This window comes from Pseudoalteromonas sp. MM17-2 (assembly GCF_022347945.1).
Classification (GTDB): domain Bacteria; phylum Pseudomonadota; class Gammaproteobacteria; order Enterobacterales; family Alteromonadaceae; genus Pseudoalteromonas; species Pseudoalteromonas ruthenica.
The window spans coordinates 46,319-62,835 of sequence record NZ_JAKRFV010000004.1 but is presented as its reverse complement, the minus strand read 5'-3'; the positions used below and the strand labels follow the sequence as shown (position 1 = coordinate 62,835).

Below are 16,517 nucleotides of genomic sequence, written 5' to 3'. Positions count from 1 at the left end.
ACTCGTGGTTTTATAACTAATATTTGCTGTTAAGCTTTGACAGGCTACTATTTACACGCACCTGATTCATAGTTATAGAAACATTAATGCCTATGCGATGTAGTTTTTAATGTTTCTATTTGTTCTGGGCTGAAACCACTGCGAAGTAATTCAAAATCACAGAGTTCAACGGTAGCTTTTTTGCCTTCACCGACAACTTTATAGATACTGCCGCTTACTGTTTTTATCAGGTTCTTCTTTGGCTTTATTTCCACCAATTTTGAGGTGCAAATATAATCACCTTTGCCGAATCTAAAAGATGTATCTTCAACACAGATGCCCCACAAAACTTTACCGATATTATGATTGTCCTCTTTAACTGTAACTATTTGCCAATCACAAACTATAGTATCCATAAGTCACCCCTACTTTATTTGCAGTAAAGTTTGATATTAGGAAATTTGTGGTTAAAAACATATTGAAAGCATGGAACTAATATTTACTTTTTATCAGGAAGTAATAAATAAAGTTTCCTAACATTACATTGGCTAAAGTGTCATCCCTGCACCATTAAACTTCAGCCACTTTTTGGCTTCATCATAATCTGGCATCACTTTTTCTATCGTGCGCCAAAATTTGGGAGAGTGATTTTTGTCTTCTAAATGCGCAAGTTCATGAACTATAACGTAGTCTAATACGCTTAAAGGCAACATGGCGCACTTCCAATGGAGGTTTATTGCTCCTTTCGAAGTACATGACCCCCAGCGGTTTTGTAACTCCATAACTCGAATACTGGCAGGCTTCAATTTCATTTTTGGCTGGTAGAGTTTAAGCCTTTCATTTAAACGCTGCTGTAATTTCGTTTTGTAAAAGTTCTTAAAGTGATCAGGGGCATTAGCCACTTCTGAATCCAACAACTTAAATTGTCCATAATGAAAAGTGAGAGGCTCAAGTTGCTCTTTCACTAGTTGGAGACGGTAGTTTCGGCCAAAATATAGGAAACTTTCACCGTTAACATACTCTCGGTGTATTCGAGTTCTGTTAAGGTCCTCCCACTCGGCTAGGCTCTTATAAATCCAGCTTCTTTTAGACTCGATGATCTGTTCAATTTTCTCAATATCAAACGGGGATGGCGCTATTACTAAAACAGTACCGTCACGTTCAATATAAATACTTGTTGTCTTCCTATCACTCTTCTTGAGTTGGTAGCTGATATCCTTATATGTACTGACATTTAAAGTATCTGCCACTAATTACCATCCTGTTGTTTCCTGTTAGACAAAATATCTAGCTCTCTTCTTTTGGCTAGATTCAATAACTCTGTTGTTGCTAGCTCAAATGATTCTTCTAGTGCCGGAATGTCACTCAAAATAAATACTTCTTGGATTTTACCTTCAAGTTCATCAACCATATTAGGGCGATCCCAGAAGTTTAAACCTTCAATTTTATTAGCCATTATTTCTAGTATTTGTTCAACAATACTCTTAACGGCTTCCATCTCACTTGGCTGGCAAGAACCATCAAATGCCAACTCAATGATTAAATCAGTAAACGGATCTCCAGCAGATGTATCATCACCTCTACCTTCATTAATTTCCTCTCTTAATGTTTCCAAGTGAAGCAGCATCTGATCCCACTGCTCATTGTACTTCTTAAGAATATCATCCAGCTTTTCACTGAAGCGTTTATACATAACAGGGTCATCAGCTTCATTCACTTTACAATGCTTACGAATCGCATGTTCCATTTCACTTGCCGCAGCACGCTCATCTTTATGCTCCTTTAATGTGGTAATGAATTTATCTGAGAACAACTCTACAGGTGGCACTTTAGGGTTAATACCTAGGCTAATTAGATGTTCACTAACTAGCTTGCGAACTTTTTCACCAGCACCAGCAATATTGATAGAGTCATCTTTATACCGCTCTCTCGCTTTAGCCTGTAGATGACTAAATTGGTACATAGGTATTTTGTATGGATGTGCCAGCTTGTTTGGCAAAATAATATCCATACTTTGCATGAATTTCTTAAGGTAGACATTAAAGCTATCGCGAGTTTTAACATCCTCTAACGCTTGAATAACTGACTCAGTAACTTTGTATCTTTCAATATCTGAAGATAACTTTTGCTGAACGAGACTTTCTATTTGTGAGATATCTTTATCTTCGAAGAGTTGAATCAACTGCCTATAACGGCTTTGAAGTACAGGCATCTCAGACTCGACCGATTTAAACGTATCTAATATGTCTTTTTGATCTTTGCCTGAATACAGCGATAGAGCTTCTTTTAGATTCTCCGTCAAACCAATGTAATCAACAACATACCCAACTGTTTTTCCGGGATATGTTCTATTAACACGGGCAATTGTTTGCAGTAAGTTATGTTCTTTTAGCTTTTTATCAATGTACATAACCTGCTCAATAGGCGCATCAAAACCTGTAAGAAGCATGTCACAAACTATTAAGAAACCGATGCCTGTATCTGGCTTGTCGTAATCAAATTTCTTCTTAAAGTTTTCCACCGCATTACGTTTACGAGACTCGTTTCTAGCAGCTACGAATGAAGCTTTTTCATTCGTTCCATCAGAAGAAATGACAACCATAGCATCTAAAAACTCGACTTGTTTGAGTAGTTCTTTATCCTGTTCTTCAGTAGGTTTTTGCTTTTCCTCTTCGGCCCAGTCATTAAGCGCTTTTCTAATAAATGTTTGGTAGTGCAATGCCGCTTGCTTTGAAGAACAAACAACTTGAGCTTTATAACCACTAGGCAACACTTTTTGTATATAGTGCTTAACAAGGTCGCTAGATATTTCTTCAATACGATCTTCTGCTTCTAATATATCGCCAGTTGCACCATACTTTTTGCGTATTGCAGCTATTTCTTCTTCGGTTCTGCCTTTAAACAAGTTTTCAAACTTTGTATCAAAACCATGTTTATCATAAATTGCTGAATCGGCTGTTTTACCCTCATACAATATTTGCAGAGTAGCACCATCATCTACAGCATCTTGAAGCTTGTATTCATCAATATATGGTTCATCAGGGTTATTGCCAAAGCGCTTCCAAGTTGGATCGTTATGATGGTCGGCAATTAAAGGAGTACCAGTAAAAGCCAAGCGTGTTGCATTAGGGAATGCATCGAACATATTGTCCGACAAACTGGCTTTATCTTGCCCTGTTTTCTGTGTTCTGTGTGCTTCATCAATCATGATAAGCACTTTCTCTGATGAATTAACCTCACCAAAGCTTTCAAATAGCTTCACAACATTGTCTTTGTCAGCTTCAGAAGAATACTCTGCAACAGATTTACCCAAAGCTTCATTTAAATAGTCTGGCGTATTGCTGTTATCTGTTTCTCTAAATTTATGCACCATCACCATATTAAGTGTTGAACGATCATCACACAGCTCTGTCCTAACTTCATCACTGCTTGAAATGCTATAAACTGTTTCACCAGTCAAAGAAGCGGTTTTACCAAGTTGTTCGTCTAAATCTTTACGGTCATTGACCATCAAAATTTTGTATTCATGCAAATCTTCAGTGCTTCGCATTTTGCGCACTAAAAAGACCATTGTTAAAGACTTGCCGCTACCTTGTGTATGCCAAACGACACCAGAGCGTTCATCACTTGTCTCGCCAGTTCTAATTCGTTGAATAATCTTATTAACAGCACGATATTGTTGATAACGAGCAACAACCTTTATGCGTTGCTTTCCTGCATCCATGAATAATGTAAAGTTATTCGTAATGTCTATCAGGTTTCTTGGGTGCAACATACCTTGAACAAGGGTTTCTTGTTTACGATGCTTCCCAGTTGCAGGGTCCACATAAGGAGTATCATCTGGGTAAATTGTCTTCCAATTAAAATAATACTCTTCTGTTGATGTAACTGTACCGAACTTGGCGTTGTCACCATATGTGCCAACCATTAATTGATTGGTATAAAAAAGCTTTTCTTCCCCTTCAATCAGTTGAGAGCCTTCAGGCTCCCTTAGATCGGCATATCGCCTTAATTGCTCTATTGCTTGATTCATTGGGTCTGATGTAAAGCTATTTACATCTTTACATTCAATAACAACCAGCGGAAGGCCGTTAACAAACAATACAACATCAGGAATGATGCACTCTTTAACGCCAGCAGGGGTATCAATACGAAACTGATTTATTGCAACAAATCGGTTGGCCTTCCAATTATCAAAATCAATAATGTTAACCGTAGGGTTCTGCTCACCTGTTACGGTGTTCTCGTCTACCTGCCATTTTTTGATTCGCTCCATAAACTCTTGATTGTTTTCAAGCAGGTTCTTTACACCAAAATCAGTGAAGTCTTCATAAAGGCCATCTAATTGAGCGTCAGTTAACCAACATTGACCATCAATAGTGTTGAGCGTGCTTATAGCCTTTATGAATTCCTGCTTGATTACAATTTCTCTAAAGTTATCTCGGAGGCTAATTTCAGGATTTGTAGGAATAACATTTTGCGGATGCTCTATAATCAGCCATTCCATAGCAGCCAGTTGATTCAATAATGGCTTTTCTACAAATTGATATTCAGACATACCTATCCTCTAATAATCCTTTGATACAGTGCTACGACTGGCTCGTCATGGTTCTTTATATAAATGTCAGCAATTTCTTTTGCAATTGCCTGCCCTTCCTGACCTAACGAAATTAAATTCTTAAATATTGTTTCTAAAGGGTCAAGCTCATACATATAAAATGGCTTTGACAATGTTTCTATCCAAATATCCGCAACATCACTGGCATAGCCTTCACTCAACCTCGCCATTTCTTGCATAAACGACATACCATTGTGGTCGTCATTAATATAAGGAGCTACAGCCATCAACCAAGATTTAGTATCAACTGTCAGCTCTTCAATGTATTCCGCCCACAAAGCTAGCTTGGATGCCAAAGGCTTTTTATCAGAATCTTGTTGATTTATTAGATCAACTAAATCAGGCCATAAAGCAAATACTAACTCTTTGGTCTTTTCTACATTTTGGTCTCTTATAGACCATAAAAACCAAACAACTTTGCTTAACTCACTTTCTTTTTGTCTAACTAACAGAAGTGCCAGTAAGCTTTCATCATCCAGTTGATCTCTTTTTTGAAGATATGCAATACATGCATATTCTATATAACGACCTTTAACCGTATCTGACAGGCTTTCATCATCTAGCAGTGCCGGATAATATTTTTTTTCTTTAAAATGAGTATGAATTTCAGGAATTAACCAACCTACATATGAATAGGCTTGTAAAGCGCATCGCCATTGAAGAGAGTTTGTTTCACCAAACATTTGCTCAATATTTTGCACAGTCCAGTCTTTAGAAAGATAAAGAAAGTTACGCACATACATTAATAGAATCGTAATAAACTCATATTCACCAGCAATATCTGGCTTATTCAGTTCATTTTCGAAAGTTGGCTGATAGCCAACCCATATTTCTTTGTGCTCTTCAGAATCTTTACCAACATTTCTGCATTGGTATAGAGCTAATTTAACGTAAGCCTCTAGGCAGCGACCCCTTGGACTATTAATAGCGATAGATACAGCATCAGAGTCATCATTAAAATCTTCACCAGATGTTTTGTTTAGAATTAGTTCAAGCGTATTTTTAACATCGTGTGTTAACTCAAGACTAAAAGCGTGTTCATCCTTTTCACATCCTGACTCAACTAATCGACAATATGAACTGATCACCCAGTGTTTGTCACCAATAAACGGGCCTGAATCGGTATTATCAACAGAATTCCAAAAAGTATCTTTATTGAACAATTTAGCAGCAAAGTTAATAATTTTAGGCCAAAGCTCGTTCCACGGTCGCTGTGCTTTATCTGTCCATAACTTGGAATAAGCAGAGAATATTTTGTCTAGATAATGTGGTTTAAGCTCAATGAATGCATCCAAGTTATTAAGGATTTCACAACTATCGAGTAAAACTAGCTCTTTAAAAGTATTAACTAAACCCTCAATGCCCGGTTCATTGAAGTGTCCAACTTCTTTATACTCGTTTAAGAAACCTATCAACGAATCAATGTCTTCAAGCATAACAGCAAGTTCAGAAACAGAGAGTGGAGATACATCTACCGCAGCACCACCGCTCATATAACATGAAAAGTCGGGATGGTCTGGCTCCACACCTGTAATATCAACACAAGCTTGATACTTCGCTTTCGTCACTCCATTTTCATCTTTGATTGCAGCAAACCAATTTGACTGCTTGTAAGCAGTTGGTTTGTCTAATAGCACTCCAGTTTCTTCATCCGTTACATTTAATGATTCTATCGCTGCAATAACTGATTGTTGCTGCTCTGGTTGCAGTGAAGAAAAATTCTTGTGGATAAAATGCCAAAGCTCATGGCGATACTTATCGTTAAAATGATTTGGCTGAATAACTAAAGTTACTACTTGCTGTTCAAGTTTTTCAAAACATTCACTAGCAACATAAATAGCGACACGTTTAATCGTTTGGTAGTCACAATTGATTAACTCTGTGAGTTTTTCACTAGCGTTGTTATCAGAATCTTTTTTTACGTAACCTAACAAAGTGTCTCTAAAAAGCTTTAGAACAATATCATCAGCGTCATTGTGTCTGCTGTTTTGCTTATGCTCAGGTATTGCGTTACGCCAAACATTCGACCATTTATCATTTCGATTAATATCGAGAACTTCTTTGAGCTTTTGCTCACATAAGTTTACTGCGAGTAATCCTAACTTTTCACCAAGTGCAGAAGCATTCTCTTCGACAAACTTTTTTGCTTGATAGTCATCAAAGCCCAATACAGCTTCATGTTTTTTGTCTGCATATCTTCCTTCAACGCTGTGAATTGCAAATAACTTGTCTAACAGAAATATGGCGAATGAAACCGACTGTTCAGTATTAATATCAATCAGCTCTAACATCCATTCACTAATTTCTTCATTAACAAGATAGCGGTCAAATTTATCATTTAGCCAGTCGCTAACACAGCCAAGATCGTCAAGGTTAATAACCTCTAATGGTATATTTCTAAGAACCTTACTGAATTGCCACCATGTCCTGTAGTTAGAACGCTCGTTTGCCATAGCGTATTGAGTCACTTCTTTTAGCAGGCTTAAATATTTTCGTGCCATTACGACATCATTTTCTTCTCTTAATTTAAGAGATGACGAAACAAGATATTCAGTGATGGGCCATGAAGGAATTTGAAAAGTGTTATCAGCCGTCTTAAATGGCACAGGGTTTAGTTCTGGTGAAAATAGGCCGCTATCTTTAAATGCATCAAACCATATTAGGCTATCTACTTTTTTAAAAAGCCAAGGTTGTAAAGCCGGGTCATCTATTACCCTCTGTAAAGCACTTCGCTGCTTCGCACTTAATTCGTTACTCATCCAGATCTGCCTCTAACGCAGCTAACTTGTCAGCAAGGGCTAAGTCTTTAAACTCAAGTTCATCGCACCACTTTTTGATAATGGCTTGCTGTTGTGCATAATCTTCATGATCCCGTGGAAAAACGATCAGTTGTGCATTAAATGATTGCTCATAGTAAGCTTTCAATTTGTTAAATAACGGCTCTTCTGCATTGAAGAAGCCTTGTAGTATAAACAGTCGCTTCTGAGGTTCTTCTTTCTGGTTACTAGACTTCAATACATATTCAAGTATTTCAGTTTCTTCCAATCCATAACCAAGAAATAAAACGACTTTAGTAGAAAAAAGATGGGTGAGGAACTTAGGAACTTCATCGGAGACATAATGCTCCAAGTAATCCTTTGTTGTTACAATCATACTGGACGGGTCATCTACACATCCATGCAGGTGAATCACCGCGCCTCTTGTATCTAGTTTTGCATTTAATAAATCATTACGTTTGAAGCTACGCCAACTGGTTTCTGGTTTACCTTGAGATATTGTTGGCTTAATCAGCTTATCGTAGTTTGTAGTTACAAAGGTACAATCATATTTGTTTATAAAGTCATAGACATCACACCAAGGTTCAGCTAATTCAAATATTTTTTTGTAGTCAACTTTTGCGCCATTATCCTCATCTAAAATTTTGGCAATGGACAAACGTTTCCTTGGGTCAGGGAGAGCATTAATTAATGACTTTTCATGGTGATCTATAACTTCGTTTTTAACAAGCTGATTTACCACAGCATCGGCAAAGCCATCCCATGATGGGTGACCAGCCATTCTAGATATACCTGCGCCTATAAATAAGACCAAATTACCCGCTTTCGCAGCCTCGATTATTTCATCTGGTAACTTAGGTTCTGGTCGTAAAGCCGCCATTAATCTACCTTTACTTTTCCTGTTAGCAAATCTTGCATCAGGCCCTTTTTAATTTTTTGGTACTTTTTTAATTCAATACTTAAATTATCCAATTGCTTATCCGTGCTCTTTAGACGCGCTTCGATGGCAATTTGCTCTGTTAGTTCTGGCCAAACTAATTTTAAGGTTCTTATTTGCGTCATAGTTAAGCTAGGTGTGGCAGTTGTTACCGTTTTGCTCATCATTTGCCTGTATAAAGTCTCATTTCTTAGTTGCTTGAATAAGAAAAATGCGCTCTTTTTTTGATTTGGCCTAATTAAGCAAATGTTAGGGGCTAGATGATATTTGTCATTTTCATCAATTATGACGGCATCACCTATGTATGCTCCAATATATGTAAATACTATATCCCCTATATATAACTTTGATCGTGGGAGTTTGTCCGAAACTCTTTTGTAGATTCTTTGAATATTTGTAAGGTCTATTTTTTCGTTTTTTATATTTAATGCTCTTAGAGCTATGATTTCTCCACGTTCAACGTAATTAAAGTGAAGAGTAAACTCAAAACCAGCCAGTTTCGTGACATCAGCAACTTCATCTACTGTGCGCAAACTCCAATCTTTAGGAATCCAACCAAACTCTGTTTCTTGATATAGGTCTGGCGCTTCTTCATAGTTTGGGCGCAATTGACCATAGTTTTTGTTGGTTTCTGGCGTGCCAGTCAAATCGATACCACGAGAGAATAAATCAGCCATCATGCCTTGTTTAACGGCTGTGTATTTGTCGATTAGGTTTTGGGTCTGGTCAATAAGGTTATCAACCGTGGTTAATATTGATGTTATTTTATTCCTTACTTCACTGGATTTAGGTATCGGAACTGGGAAGCCATTAAGATCTCTAGAACCGATTGCTTCAAATGTAGAGCCTTGTCCTCTTCGTTTTAACCAAGCTATGTGTTGTTCTATAGAGTATCTTAAGTAAGAGCTTTCAACGTGTGTTCCTGCAATTGCAGCCAACCCTCGACCTATACAATACTCTTTGTCAGAAGTATTCATGTCACCTACTGGTGCTCGAACACTTATTAATATATTCCCAACCTTAGACTGTTTAGAAGGAGAAGAACAATAACTATTCGTTTCGGGGTGATTCTTGCCAAAGTCTCCACATCCTTGTAAAAATGGGAGACCAATACCTAACTCATTATAAGTTGTAGAGTCGGGAGATTGCCCCATGTTAATGGTCGCAAGATCAGATAAAGTTTTAGTAGTCCAACCATCAGCCTGATTAGCTTTCATAACCTAACTCCACCAAAAACTCATTGAGTAAGTTAGTCTGCTGTTCACGTTCAGCAAGAATATCCTTAGCTGTTATTGCATATTTATTATGAAGGTTTTCAACCGCTTTAATTAGTTGTGTCCTTAGTTGGCGAAGGTAGTGTGCATAACTATCAACCATCTGCTGTTTAAAGCGTGCCTCAATAAGAGCCTTAGCTTCTTCTGGCGTGATTTTTTCACGTGCAGCTTCAACAAGATCTTCTTTTTTCTTTTCTGCTTCTTTAATGCCAGCTTTTAGCTCTTTTAGCTCTTTTTCAAGTGTGGTGTGTCGTTCCAACTTTGCGTCTATCTCAGCATTTGCTGAGGTTAGCTTTTCAATGCTCGCTTCAAGCTGTTCTTTACGAATTTGGGCACTCGCAGAGTCTTCTTTTTTGGCAAACTTTAGCTCTTTCTTTAAATCACGAAGTTGCCCATTGTTTTCTTTTTTCGCATCTTTAAGTGCTTTCACCTGAGCTTTTGGCAATGCGCCTGATTCATACTCTCCTTCTGTTTCATCACTGTCATCTTCAGTAGACTCATTTACCGCAGCAAACAATGCTTCCAACTCTGTAATTCTGGCAGCGTCTTTTTTCAGGTTTGCTAATACCTCTGGGAATTGAGATTCAAGAATTTCTTCGTCTGGAATAAGTTCAGCATTCCAACCTGAGTTGGCAATAGATTTAAGATCCGCTTCATGCTGTTTAAAGTCATTAGCCATTGCACCTCGCACTTGATAAATGGATAGCAAGTTTTCAGGCAATAAGGCATCAACAATGCTGTTTAGGGCTTCGCGTCTTAACGCGAAAACACCTTTTGAGCCTAATTTTTCATCACCGAGTTTATGGAATTGCGGAACAAAGTGCGTACTCCACCAATTATCTAGCTGCGCATAAAAAGCATCATGCTTAGCAATAAGTTGAGGATGGTTTTCTATAGTTGTTTTAATGTCGGCTTTGCTTTCAATAGCCGGAGCAAAAGAGTAGTAGTCGCCACCTTTTTGTTTAGGGTGGCCTGAAGTAAACAATGCTTCTTTTAATTTGGCATAATTTTGCCAGTGAGATTCAAGGCTGTTAACTTCATCAGCAGGTACACCACCGTTTAAATGTGCTTTTACATCATGAGGCTCTGGTGCTGGGCTGTTATCAACATAACGTCTAATATTTAAATTGAATTCTTCTCGTTCAAGTTCACTAACAGGCACTGCTCGTGCGTACTTTTCAACTTGGTTATCAGTATCTGATGTAAGTGATGCATATACATGGGTGATCTTTTCAATGTCTTCTGGACGAAGGCTGTTTTGGTTTTTACCTTCTTTGTATTCGCGATCCGCATTGATAAATACAACATGTTCGCGATTAGCCGCATTAGCCTTGTTAAATACTAGGACACAAGCAGGGATACCCGTTCCATAGAATAAACCTTGTGGTAAACCAATAACCGCCTCTAAGATCCCTTCTTCAATAAACTTTTGGCGACATGTTTTCTCTTCACCACCACGGAACAACACACCATGTGGCATTACCACTGCCATCTTGCCGTCTTGTTTGAGGGAAGCCAGCATGTGTTGAACAAACATGAAATCAGCTTTTTTACCACCCTCAGGAAGCCATGTGTGGAATCGGCTTTGATGTGTCATGCCATCACGACTGTAGTTTTGCGAAAACGGGGGGTTCGCGATAACCCTTGAATAAGTGCGGATTTCGCCATTCGCGTCAATATGCTGGGGTTTGGCAAGAGTGTCTTCATTTTGAATATTTGCACCACCCACACCGTGCAGAATCATATTCATTTTACAAATAGACCATGTGGTGCCGCTGTCTTCTTGACCGAATAAATCTATCTTGTTTACGTCACCACCCGTTTCTTCAACGTACTTCTTGCTTTGGATGAGCATACCGCCACTACCCACCGTGGGGTCGTATATTTCCATTCCCTCACCGGGCTGGAGTAATTCAACTAACAAGCGAACCACCTCAGAAGGCGTATAGAATTCACCACCTTTTTTACCTGCGCTATCGGCAAAGAACTTAATTAAGTATTCGTAGGCTGCACCTAGTAAATCAGGAAACTCGAAGCATTCATTGGTTAACGTAAAATCTTTTTGGTCAAAGTGCTGAATGAAATCAATTAGCACCTTATCTTCCATTGGTTTTTTACCAACTTTTTTGTTGAAGTTAATATGCTTTAGTACATCTTCAAGACCCTTTTTAATATTGGCATCTTCAAGAGCGGCAAGTGCTTTATTTAGCTCAGTTCCCACGTTTTTCTTAACGTGCTTAATCGTTGACCATGATGCTGCTTCTGGGACAAAATAATCAAATTGAGAAGGCAGAGAAACAAGCTTTTCAATTGCAGCGTCTGACTTTCCTTCTTTCTCTAAACGGGCGCGGATGGCGGCTTTATCTGCTTCAAATTGATCAGACATGCGCTTTAAGAACAACATACCAAAAATGTATTCTTTGTATTCTGAGGCATCCATTTTGCCACGTAATATGTCACAAGCTTTAAATAGCAGGCTTTCTAATCTAGTTAATGTCAGTTTATGTTTCATGTTTTCAATAATTCTCTTTAAGTGAGCTGTGCTGGAATACCACCACTCTTTTAAATTCTTTGTAGCTTATTTAAATTTCAAAAAAGTCTTCATCTAACTTTTTGATATGCAATACATCTTCATCTCGACTACCAATGTTGTAGCGCAGCATGAGTTTGGCTAGCTCTTTACCATTAATTAAGACGATGCGAGTGCCTAGATTGTTTGCTGTTTCTTGTGCTGATGATGTGAATTCTGAGGTTGTGATAAAAATACCTTTTTGCGCACGTTTAAGGTTTAGTGCTCCAAAAAAGTCTCTGATATCACCTGCACCAACGTTATTGCCTTCGGCATAACGCTTAGCTTGAATATATATTTGGTCGACACCTAATGGATCTTGGTCAATAACACCATCAACACCATTGTCTCCTGATTTACCTAGCGCATGAGCTGCACCTTCACCAGCACCTCCATACCCCATAGCGATTAGTAGTTCGATGAGTAAGTCTTCAAAAAAATCGGGGGTTACTTTACGGGTACGTTCTAGGATTTCTTGAGCAAGTGCTTCATTAACTTTTTTATATGCGGATCTCAAGATTTCATCGGGTGTTGAAACCTCTTCTTGCTTCGTAAAACCAGACTCAACTTCTTTACCAGCTTCATCATTGCTTTTTTGTTTAAAAGCGATGAACTCATCAAATTTTTTCAGATATTCGTTATTAATATCCACATTTTCAGATAAAGCTTCTTTACCACGAGGGGTAATAACAAAGTGTGCTCTGCGAGTCACTTCTAATAAACCCGCTTTTGTTAAATAAGTACGTGCCCAACCAACTCGGTTATCTAGAGTGCTTTGACGACCACTCGGCAAGGTTTCAGACCTTTCCTCTTCAGTTAAGTCAAATTGATCTGCTAGTTGATTAATAACATCACGCAGCTTTACTTCATTGCCATTTGCATCGTTAGCAATTTGTAAAAATGGACGCATAAATTGTTGGTAATTGGGTATCACGCAATATCCTTATTGTTTTTGTTCTTCAATCCACTTCTCTAAATCATCTCGCTTAAAGCGCCATGAGCCACCCACTTTAAATCCGGGCAGTTTGCCTTCGCTTGCAAGGCGATAAGCCGTTTTTTCATTCAACTTGAGGTATGTAGCAACCTCTTGAATAGTAAGTATTTCGTCTGTCATTGGACTATCTCAATAATGAACTTAGTTACAATATGAGAAAATTGAGGAAATAACAAGAAATTGGCTTATCAATTTACCCCAATCTGTTAATTATCATGAGATATCACGTTTTATCATCAAACTATCAATTTTTATTTTCCCAAGGGTACATAAGATTGATTTAGGCAATCACATAAACAGGAGAACATGATGTCTAATCAACAAAACAACCATAAAACAAATCAAGGTAACGGTAACAAAGGCACTACAGGTACTAACCAAGCGTATGATAAGGTACAGGGTAATCGTGGTAAGCAAATGAATCCCAACCAAAAAAAATAATGGGATATAAAGTGGCAGGCTGACATTACCTGCCACCTTTTAAGGGTAAGTATGGAAACAACTAACAGTAAAAAGAAAAAGCGAAAATTCAAACAAACGAAACAACTCGTTAGATTGGCAATTAATGATGGATGGACTCAAACAGAAATTGCTAAAGCATGTCGAACCCATCAATCTATTGTTAGCCACTGGTACAAAGGTATAGATCAAGGAACAGAGCAGCAACTTAAGCCTTTGCTAGAACAATATGGTCATAAGCTAAGACGGAATTCCTTTAAGGTTTATTGGAATATTGATTCTGAGAGCAAGACCAAAATATTCCACAAGGTTGAAGGCAAAGTTATTTTGAACCAAGCCTTCTATGATGCGAGAAGAGTTAGTCATAAATTAGAAAAGAAAATCCCTCAACATAAACTTACCATTCATCACCAAGGTAACAACAAATTCAGGGCTGTTTATCAAAGTCGATTAGTGTTTCAACATAGCAATGAAGAGCTTGAGTCAACGGTAGAAGATGCTATTTGGGGCGCAATTGTCTCTGAGCAATACGAGCTTGCAGAACTACTTCTTGTAATTGATAAATATGCAGAAAAAACGTTAGCGGAATACCCCAGTGATGCAAACACGTTACCTTTCATTATGCGTCAATCACTGCTAAACCACGGATTTCACATTGATGGAATTGTTGAATATCCTGCCGTTTGGTAAGGTATTAAAGAACCCAAAGAAAGGGCTTGGCACCTTAAAGCCAAAATATGTGGGAAACCACAATGTTTGAAGCATCCGCTTGGGTAAGCCCTATGGCTAGCCAGTTCGCTACCATAGCGCTATTCAAACAATTTTAGGAGTACATTGTTATTGCTTTGAAAAAAGCTAGGCCAAAGGCACTGCTGATCAGCCGAAACATAACATGTAATTAAGGGATAGGGTGGGTAAAAAGCCAGCCGTCAGCCACTGACCGCTGGCTTTTTGTTTTATAATTTCGACAGTAAGTGGTCAGTTAGTTTTTGCTGTTTAGCTAACTCTTGCCGAATTATGTCAGTATCAATTTGCTCATAAGAAGCTTTCTCACTTGATACGTATCTTGAAACTGATAACTGCGCTGAGTTTCGATCAATATTGCTAATATCAACTTCAGTAAACATATTCGGCTCTGAAGTGCCAGAGTGGTAAATGTCAGCTAAACGCTTTAAGTCATTGAGGTTATTGTATTTGCCATTAAATTCACAAAACGAACTGGCATCAATAAATTTTATTTTAGTATTGTTCCCCCTATTTTTTCTCAGAACTAGAACGTATAAGGGAACTGTTCTGGAGGTTATTAGCTTTGGAGGTAACTGAATAACAGCATCTACGAAATTACCATCTAGTAGCAAATTTCGTGCATTACTTTCTGCTTGACGATGAAGTGGTCCCTTTCCCAATACGACAAAACCAATACCATCTTTTTTTAGCGACCATATGATGTGTTGGATAAATCCATGCTCACGGTACTTATCAAAAATAGTATTTGAATCAACACGTTTATCTAAGAATTCCTTTTTATATCTTTCCTTAATTTCATGCTCTCTAACACCTTCTGTTTCGGTAGGCTGAAACAAGGTATAGGCTACATCAAAACTTTCCTGTTTCACGTTGGCAACTGGTGACAGCGCAAATGAATGTTTTGCATCTATATTTTCCGCCCCTGCGATTAAAAGTTTATCGTGAATATATTTACTTGTTTGTAAAACTGATTCTGTTGTTATTGATACATTAGTATTATTAACAACATATGAAACAGAGGACTCCCCAGTAGTAGCAAATGGATCGTATGCATGGTGCGGCTTATCCATATTTGCCAATAAAGATATTAACTCTGAAAAATCAAACGGAGGTTCTTGGTAACTAAAACTTTTTGACAACCTATCTTCAGCATTCATCAATTGCAGGCGTTGTAAAACACGGTCATAAATAACGGTTAACTCGTATCTCTTGAAACTATGAAGGGCCTTAGGTTCCAGTAAAAACGCTAGCTTATCTGTCATCTTAAACAATGAGGTTAAGTCTGATAGTCCTAGTGCCGTATTGACGACTTCAGCATATAGTGAGGCATGAAGTTCATTGTGAAATTCAACTTCTAGTACCGCAATTAGATCATTGCTATCAACAATATTAAATAGCAGTTCTACTTGCTCTTGGTAGTATCCATTTTGCACACGGTTAATGAAACAGATAGTTAAAAATGAGAGGAAAAATTTTCGCTCTAGCTCTGTATCATTAATGAACCCTGCATGATTGTATGACTCTACGATATCTCTAACTAGAGCTTCTAATTTGATCATGAGAGGTTTTTCCAAAGATTGACAAATACAGCATCCATTTCTTGCTGCCTGCCTTTTATTAATAATTGATGTAGTTGTATTTCTGTTCTAACGCTGTCTGCGGCTTCAACAATCAGTTTCTGTTCACTATCACTAACGTTAGGAATAGGGAGTTCTGACAATGTTTTTTTACTCAGCGTACTTTGATAGCTGCCACTACTATTATCCAACATCCAACGCTGCGTATCAGAACTATTAAGATAATACGCTAAAAATTGCTGCGATAACGTGCTGTTAGCTTTGGCACTAATAATAAAAAAATGCTGGTTAGCAACAATATTTTTAGGTACAGAGCTTAAATATATCGCTTTTTTTATAGGCCCTTTTGCAACGATTAAAATATCATCAACCTTTAGAGAGCTATCAACTTTACTATTGGAAAGATCTGTTTTATTTAGCTGATCCCATTTTATCGGCCTCTGATCTTCATCTTTATCAAAATCGCGTAACTGTATAACTGAATGGGTAGGAGCATCTGACTCTGGAACCCCATTTTTAAAGGTTCTTCCGCTCCTAATTTCTGCAATTTCACCAAGCTTCATTGATATCAATTCCTATATATATT

At 37.9% G+C, this 16,517-nt stretch carries 13 protein-coding genes; 2 read left to right on the top strand and 11 right to left on the bottom strand.

Translation table 11 applies throughout. From position 1 onward, the window contains the following. Nucleotides 1-83 precede the first annotated feature (83 nt). The 9 genes from MHM93_RS05020 to MHM93_RS04980 form a co-directional block, all read right to left on the bottom strand. The gene (locus MHM93_RS05020; protein WP_239448246.1) at nt 84-395 is read right to left on the bottom strand and encodes a hypothetical protein; all 312 of its coding nucleotides are present in this window, start codon (nt 393-395) and stop codon (nt 84-86) included. Between the two features lie 132 nt (nt 396-527). Next, on the bottom strand, nt 528-1,229 hold the full coding sequence (locus MHM93_RS05015; protein ID WP_239448245.1) for a SprT family zinc-dependent metalloprotease: 702 nt from the start codon (nt 1,227-1,229) through the stop codon (nt 528-530). Then, nucleotides 1,229-4,537 carry an HsdR family type I site-specific deoxyribonuclease gene (locus MHM93_RS05010; RefSeq protein ID WP_239448244.1) on the bottom strand — a complete coding sequence of 1,103 codons (3,309 nt, stop codon included), beginning with the start codon at nt 4,535-4,537 and terminating at the stop codon, nt 1,229-1,231. The genes MHM93_RS05015 and MHM93_RS05010 overlap by 1 nt, the downstream gene beginning before the upstream one ends. 2 nt (nt 4,538-4,539) lie before the next feature. Next, nucleotides 4,540-7,356 carry a hypothetical protein gene (locus tag MHM93_RS05005; RefSeq protein ID WP_239448243.1) on the bottom strand — a complete coding sequence of 939 codons (2,817 nt, stop codon included), beginning with the start codon at nt 7,354-7,356 and terminating at the stop codon, nt 4,540-4,542. Then, the gene (locus MHM93_RS05000) at nt 7,349-8,254 is read right to left on the bottom strand and encodes an SIR2 family protein (RefSeq protein ID WP_239448242.1); all 906 of its coding nucleotides are present in this window, start codon (nt 8,252-8,254) and stop codon (nt 7,349-7,351) included. The genes MHM93_RS05005 and MHM93_RS05000 overlap by 8 nt, the downstream gene beginning before the upstream one ends. Further along, entirely contained in the window at nt 8,254-9,528 is a 1,275-nt protein-coding gene (locus tag MHM93_RS04995) for a restriction endonuclease subunit S (RefSeq protein WP_239448241.1), read from the bottom strand. Before MHM93_RS04995 ends, MHM93_RS05000 begins: the two co-directional genes overlap by 1 nt. Continuing rightward, nucleotides 9,518-12,097: a class I SAM-dependent DNA methyltransferase gene (locus tag MHM93_RS04990; protein ID WP_239448240.1), complete on the bottom strand. Its 2,580-nt coding sequence runs from the start codon at nt 12,095-12,097 to the stop codon at nt 9,518-9,520. The genes MHM93_RS04995 and MHM93_RS04990 overlap by 11 nt, the downstream gene beginning before the upstream one ends. 70 nt (nt 12,098-12,167) lie before the next feature. Continuing rightward, nucleotides 12,168-13,088 (bottom strand): restriction endonuclease, encoded by a 921-nt coding sequence (locus MHM93_RS04985; RefSeq protein WP_239448239.1) that lies wholly within the window; start codon nt 13,086-13,088, stop codon nt 12,168-12,170. A gap of 9 nt (nt 13,089-13,097) precedes the next feature. Continuing rightward, entirely contained in the window at nt 13,098-13,268 is a 171-nt protein-coding gene (locus MHM93_RS04980) for a helix-turn-helix domain-containing protein (RefSeq protein WP_239448238.1), read from the bottom strand. Between the two features lie 189 nt (nt 13,269-13,457). Here MHM93_RS04980 and MHM93_RS19360 point away from each other — a divergent pair, with 189 nt between their 5' ends. Next, nucleotides 13,458-13,589, top strand: coding sequence for a hypothetical protein (locus tag MHM93_RS19360; RefSeq protein ID WP_275444119.1), 132 nt, complete (start codon nt 13,458-13,460; stop codon nt 13,587-13,589). A gap of 51 nt (nt 13,590-13,640) precedes the next feature. Beyond that, entirely contained in the window at nt 13,641-14,297 is a 657-nt protein-coding gene (locus tag MHM93_RS04975; protein WP_239448237.1) for a hypothetical protein, read from the top strand. Between the two features lie 266 nt (nt 14,298-14,563). Here MHM93_RS04975 and MHM93_RS04970 read toward each other — a convergent pair whose 3' ends face one another. Then, nucleotides 14,564-15,913, bottom strand: a complete 1,350-nt coding sequence (locus tag MHM93_RS04970) for an N-6 DNA methylase (protein WP_239448236.1) — start codon at nt 15,911-15,913, stop codon at nt 14,564-14,566. Next, nucleotides 15,910-16,494 carry a restriction endonuclease subunit S gene (locus MHM93_RS04965; RefSeq protein WP_239448235.1) on the bottom strand — a complete coding sequence of 195 codons (585 nt, stop codon included), beginning with the start codon at nt 16,492-16,494 and terminating at the stop codon, nt 15,910-15,912. Before MHM93_RS04965 ends, MHM93_RS04970 begins: the two co-directional genes overlap by 4 nt. Nucleotides 16,495-16,517 lie beyond the last annotated feature (23 nt).

Bases quoted from the DNA above. Each gene is read 5' to 3' on its own strand.
- MHM93_RS04975 (WP_239448237.1), top strand. From the start codon at position 13,641: ATGGAAACAACTAACAGTAAAAAGAAAAAGCGAAAATTCAAACAAACG.
- MHM93_RS04990 (WP_239448240.1), bottom strand. From the start codon at position 12,097: ATGAAACATAAACTGACATTAACTAGATTAGAAAGCCTGCTATTTAAA.
- MHM93_RS19360 (WP_275444119.1), top strand. From the start codon at position 13,458: ATGTCTAATCAACAAAACAACCATAAAACAAATCAAGGTAACGGTAAC.
- MHM93_RS04970 (WP_239448236.1), bottom strand. From the start codon at position 15,913: ATGATCAAATTAGAAGCTCTAGTTAGAGATATCGTAGAGTCATACAAT.
- MHM93_RS05000 (WP_239448242.1), bottom strand. From the start codon at position 8,254: ATGGCGGCTTTACGACCAGAACCTAAGTTACCAGATGAAATAATCGAG.
- MHM93_RS04965 (WP_239448235.1), bottom strand. From the start codon at position 16,494: ATGAAGCTTGGTGAAATTGCAGAAATTAGGAGCGGAAGAACCTTTAAA.
- MHM93_RS04995 (WP_239448241.1), bottom strand. From the start codon at position 9,528: ATGAAAGCTAATCAGGCTGATGGTTGGACTACTAAAACTTTATCTGAT.
- MHM93_RS05010 (WP_239448244.1), bottom strand. From the start codon at position 4,537: ATGTCTGAATATCAATTTGTAGAAAAGCCATTATTGAATCAACTGGCT.
- MHM93_RS04980 (WP_239448238.1), bottom strand. From the start codon at position 13,268: ATGACAGACGAAATACTTACTATTCAAGAGGTTGCTACATACCTCAAG.
- MHM93_RS05020 (WP_239448246.1), bottom strand. From the start codon at position 395: ATGGATACTATAGTTTGTGATTGGCAAATAGTTACAGTTAAAGAGGAC.
- MHM93_RS05005 (WP_239448243.1), bottom strand. From the start codon at position 7,356: ATGAGTAACGAATTAAGTGCGAAGCAGCGAAGTGCTTTACAGAGGGTA.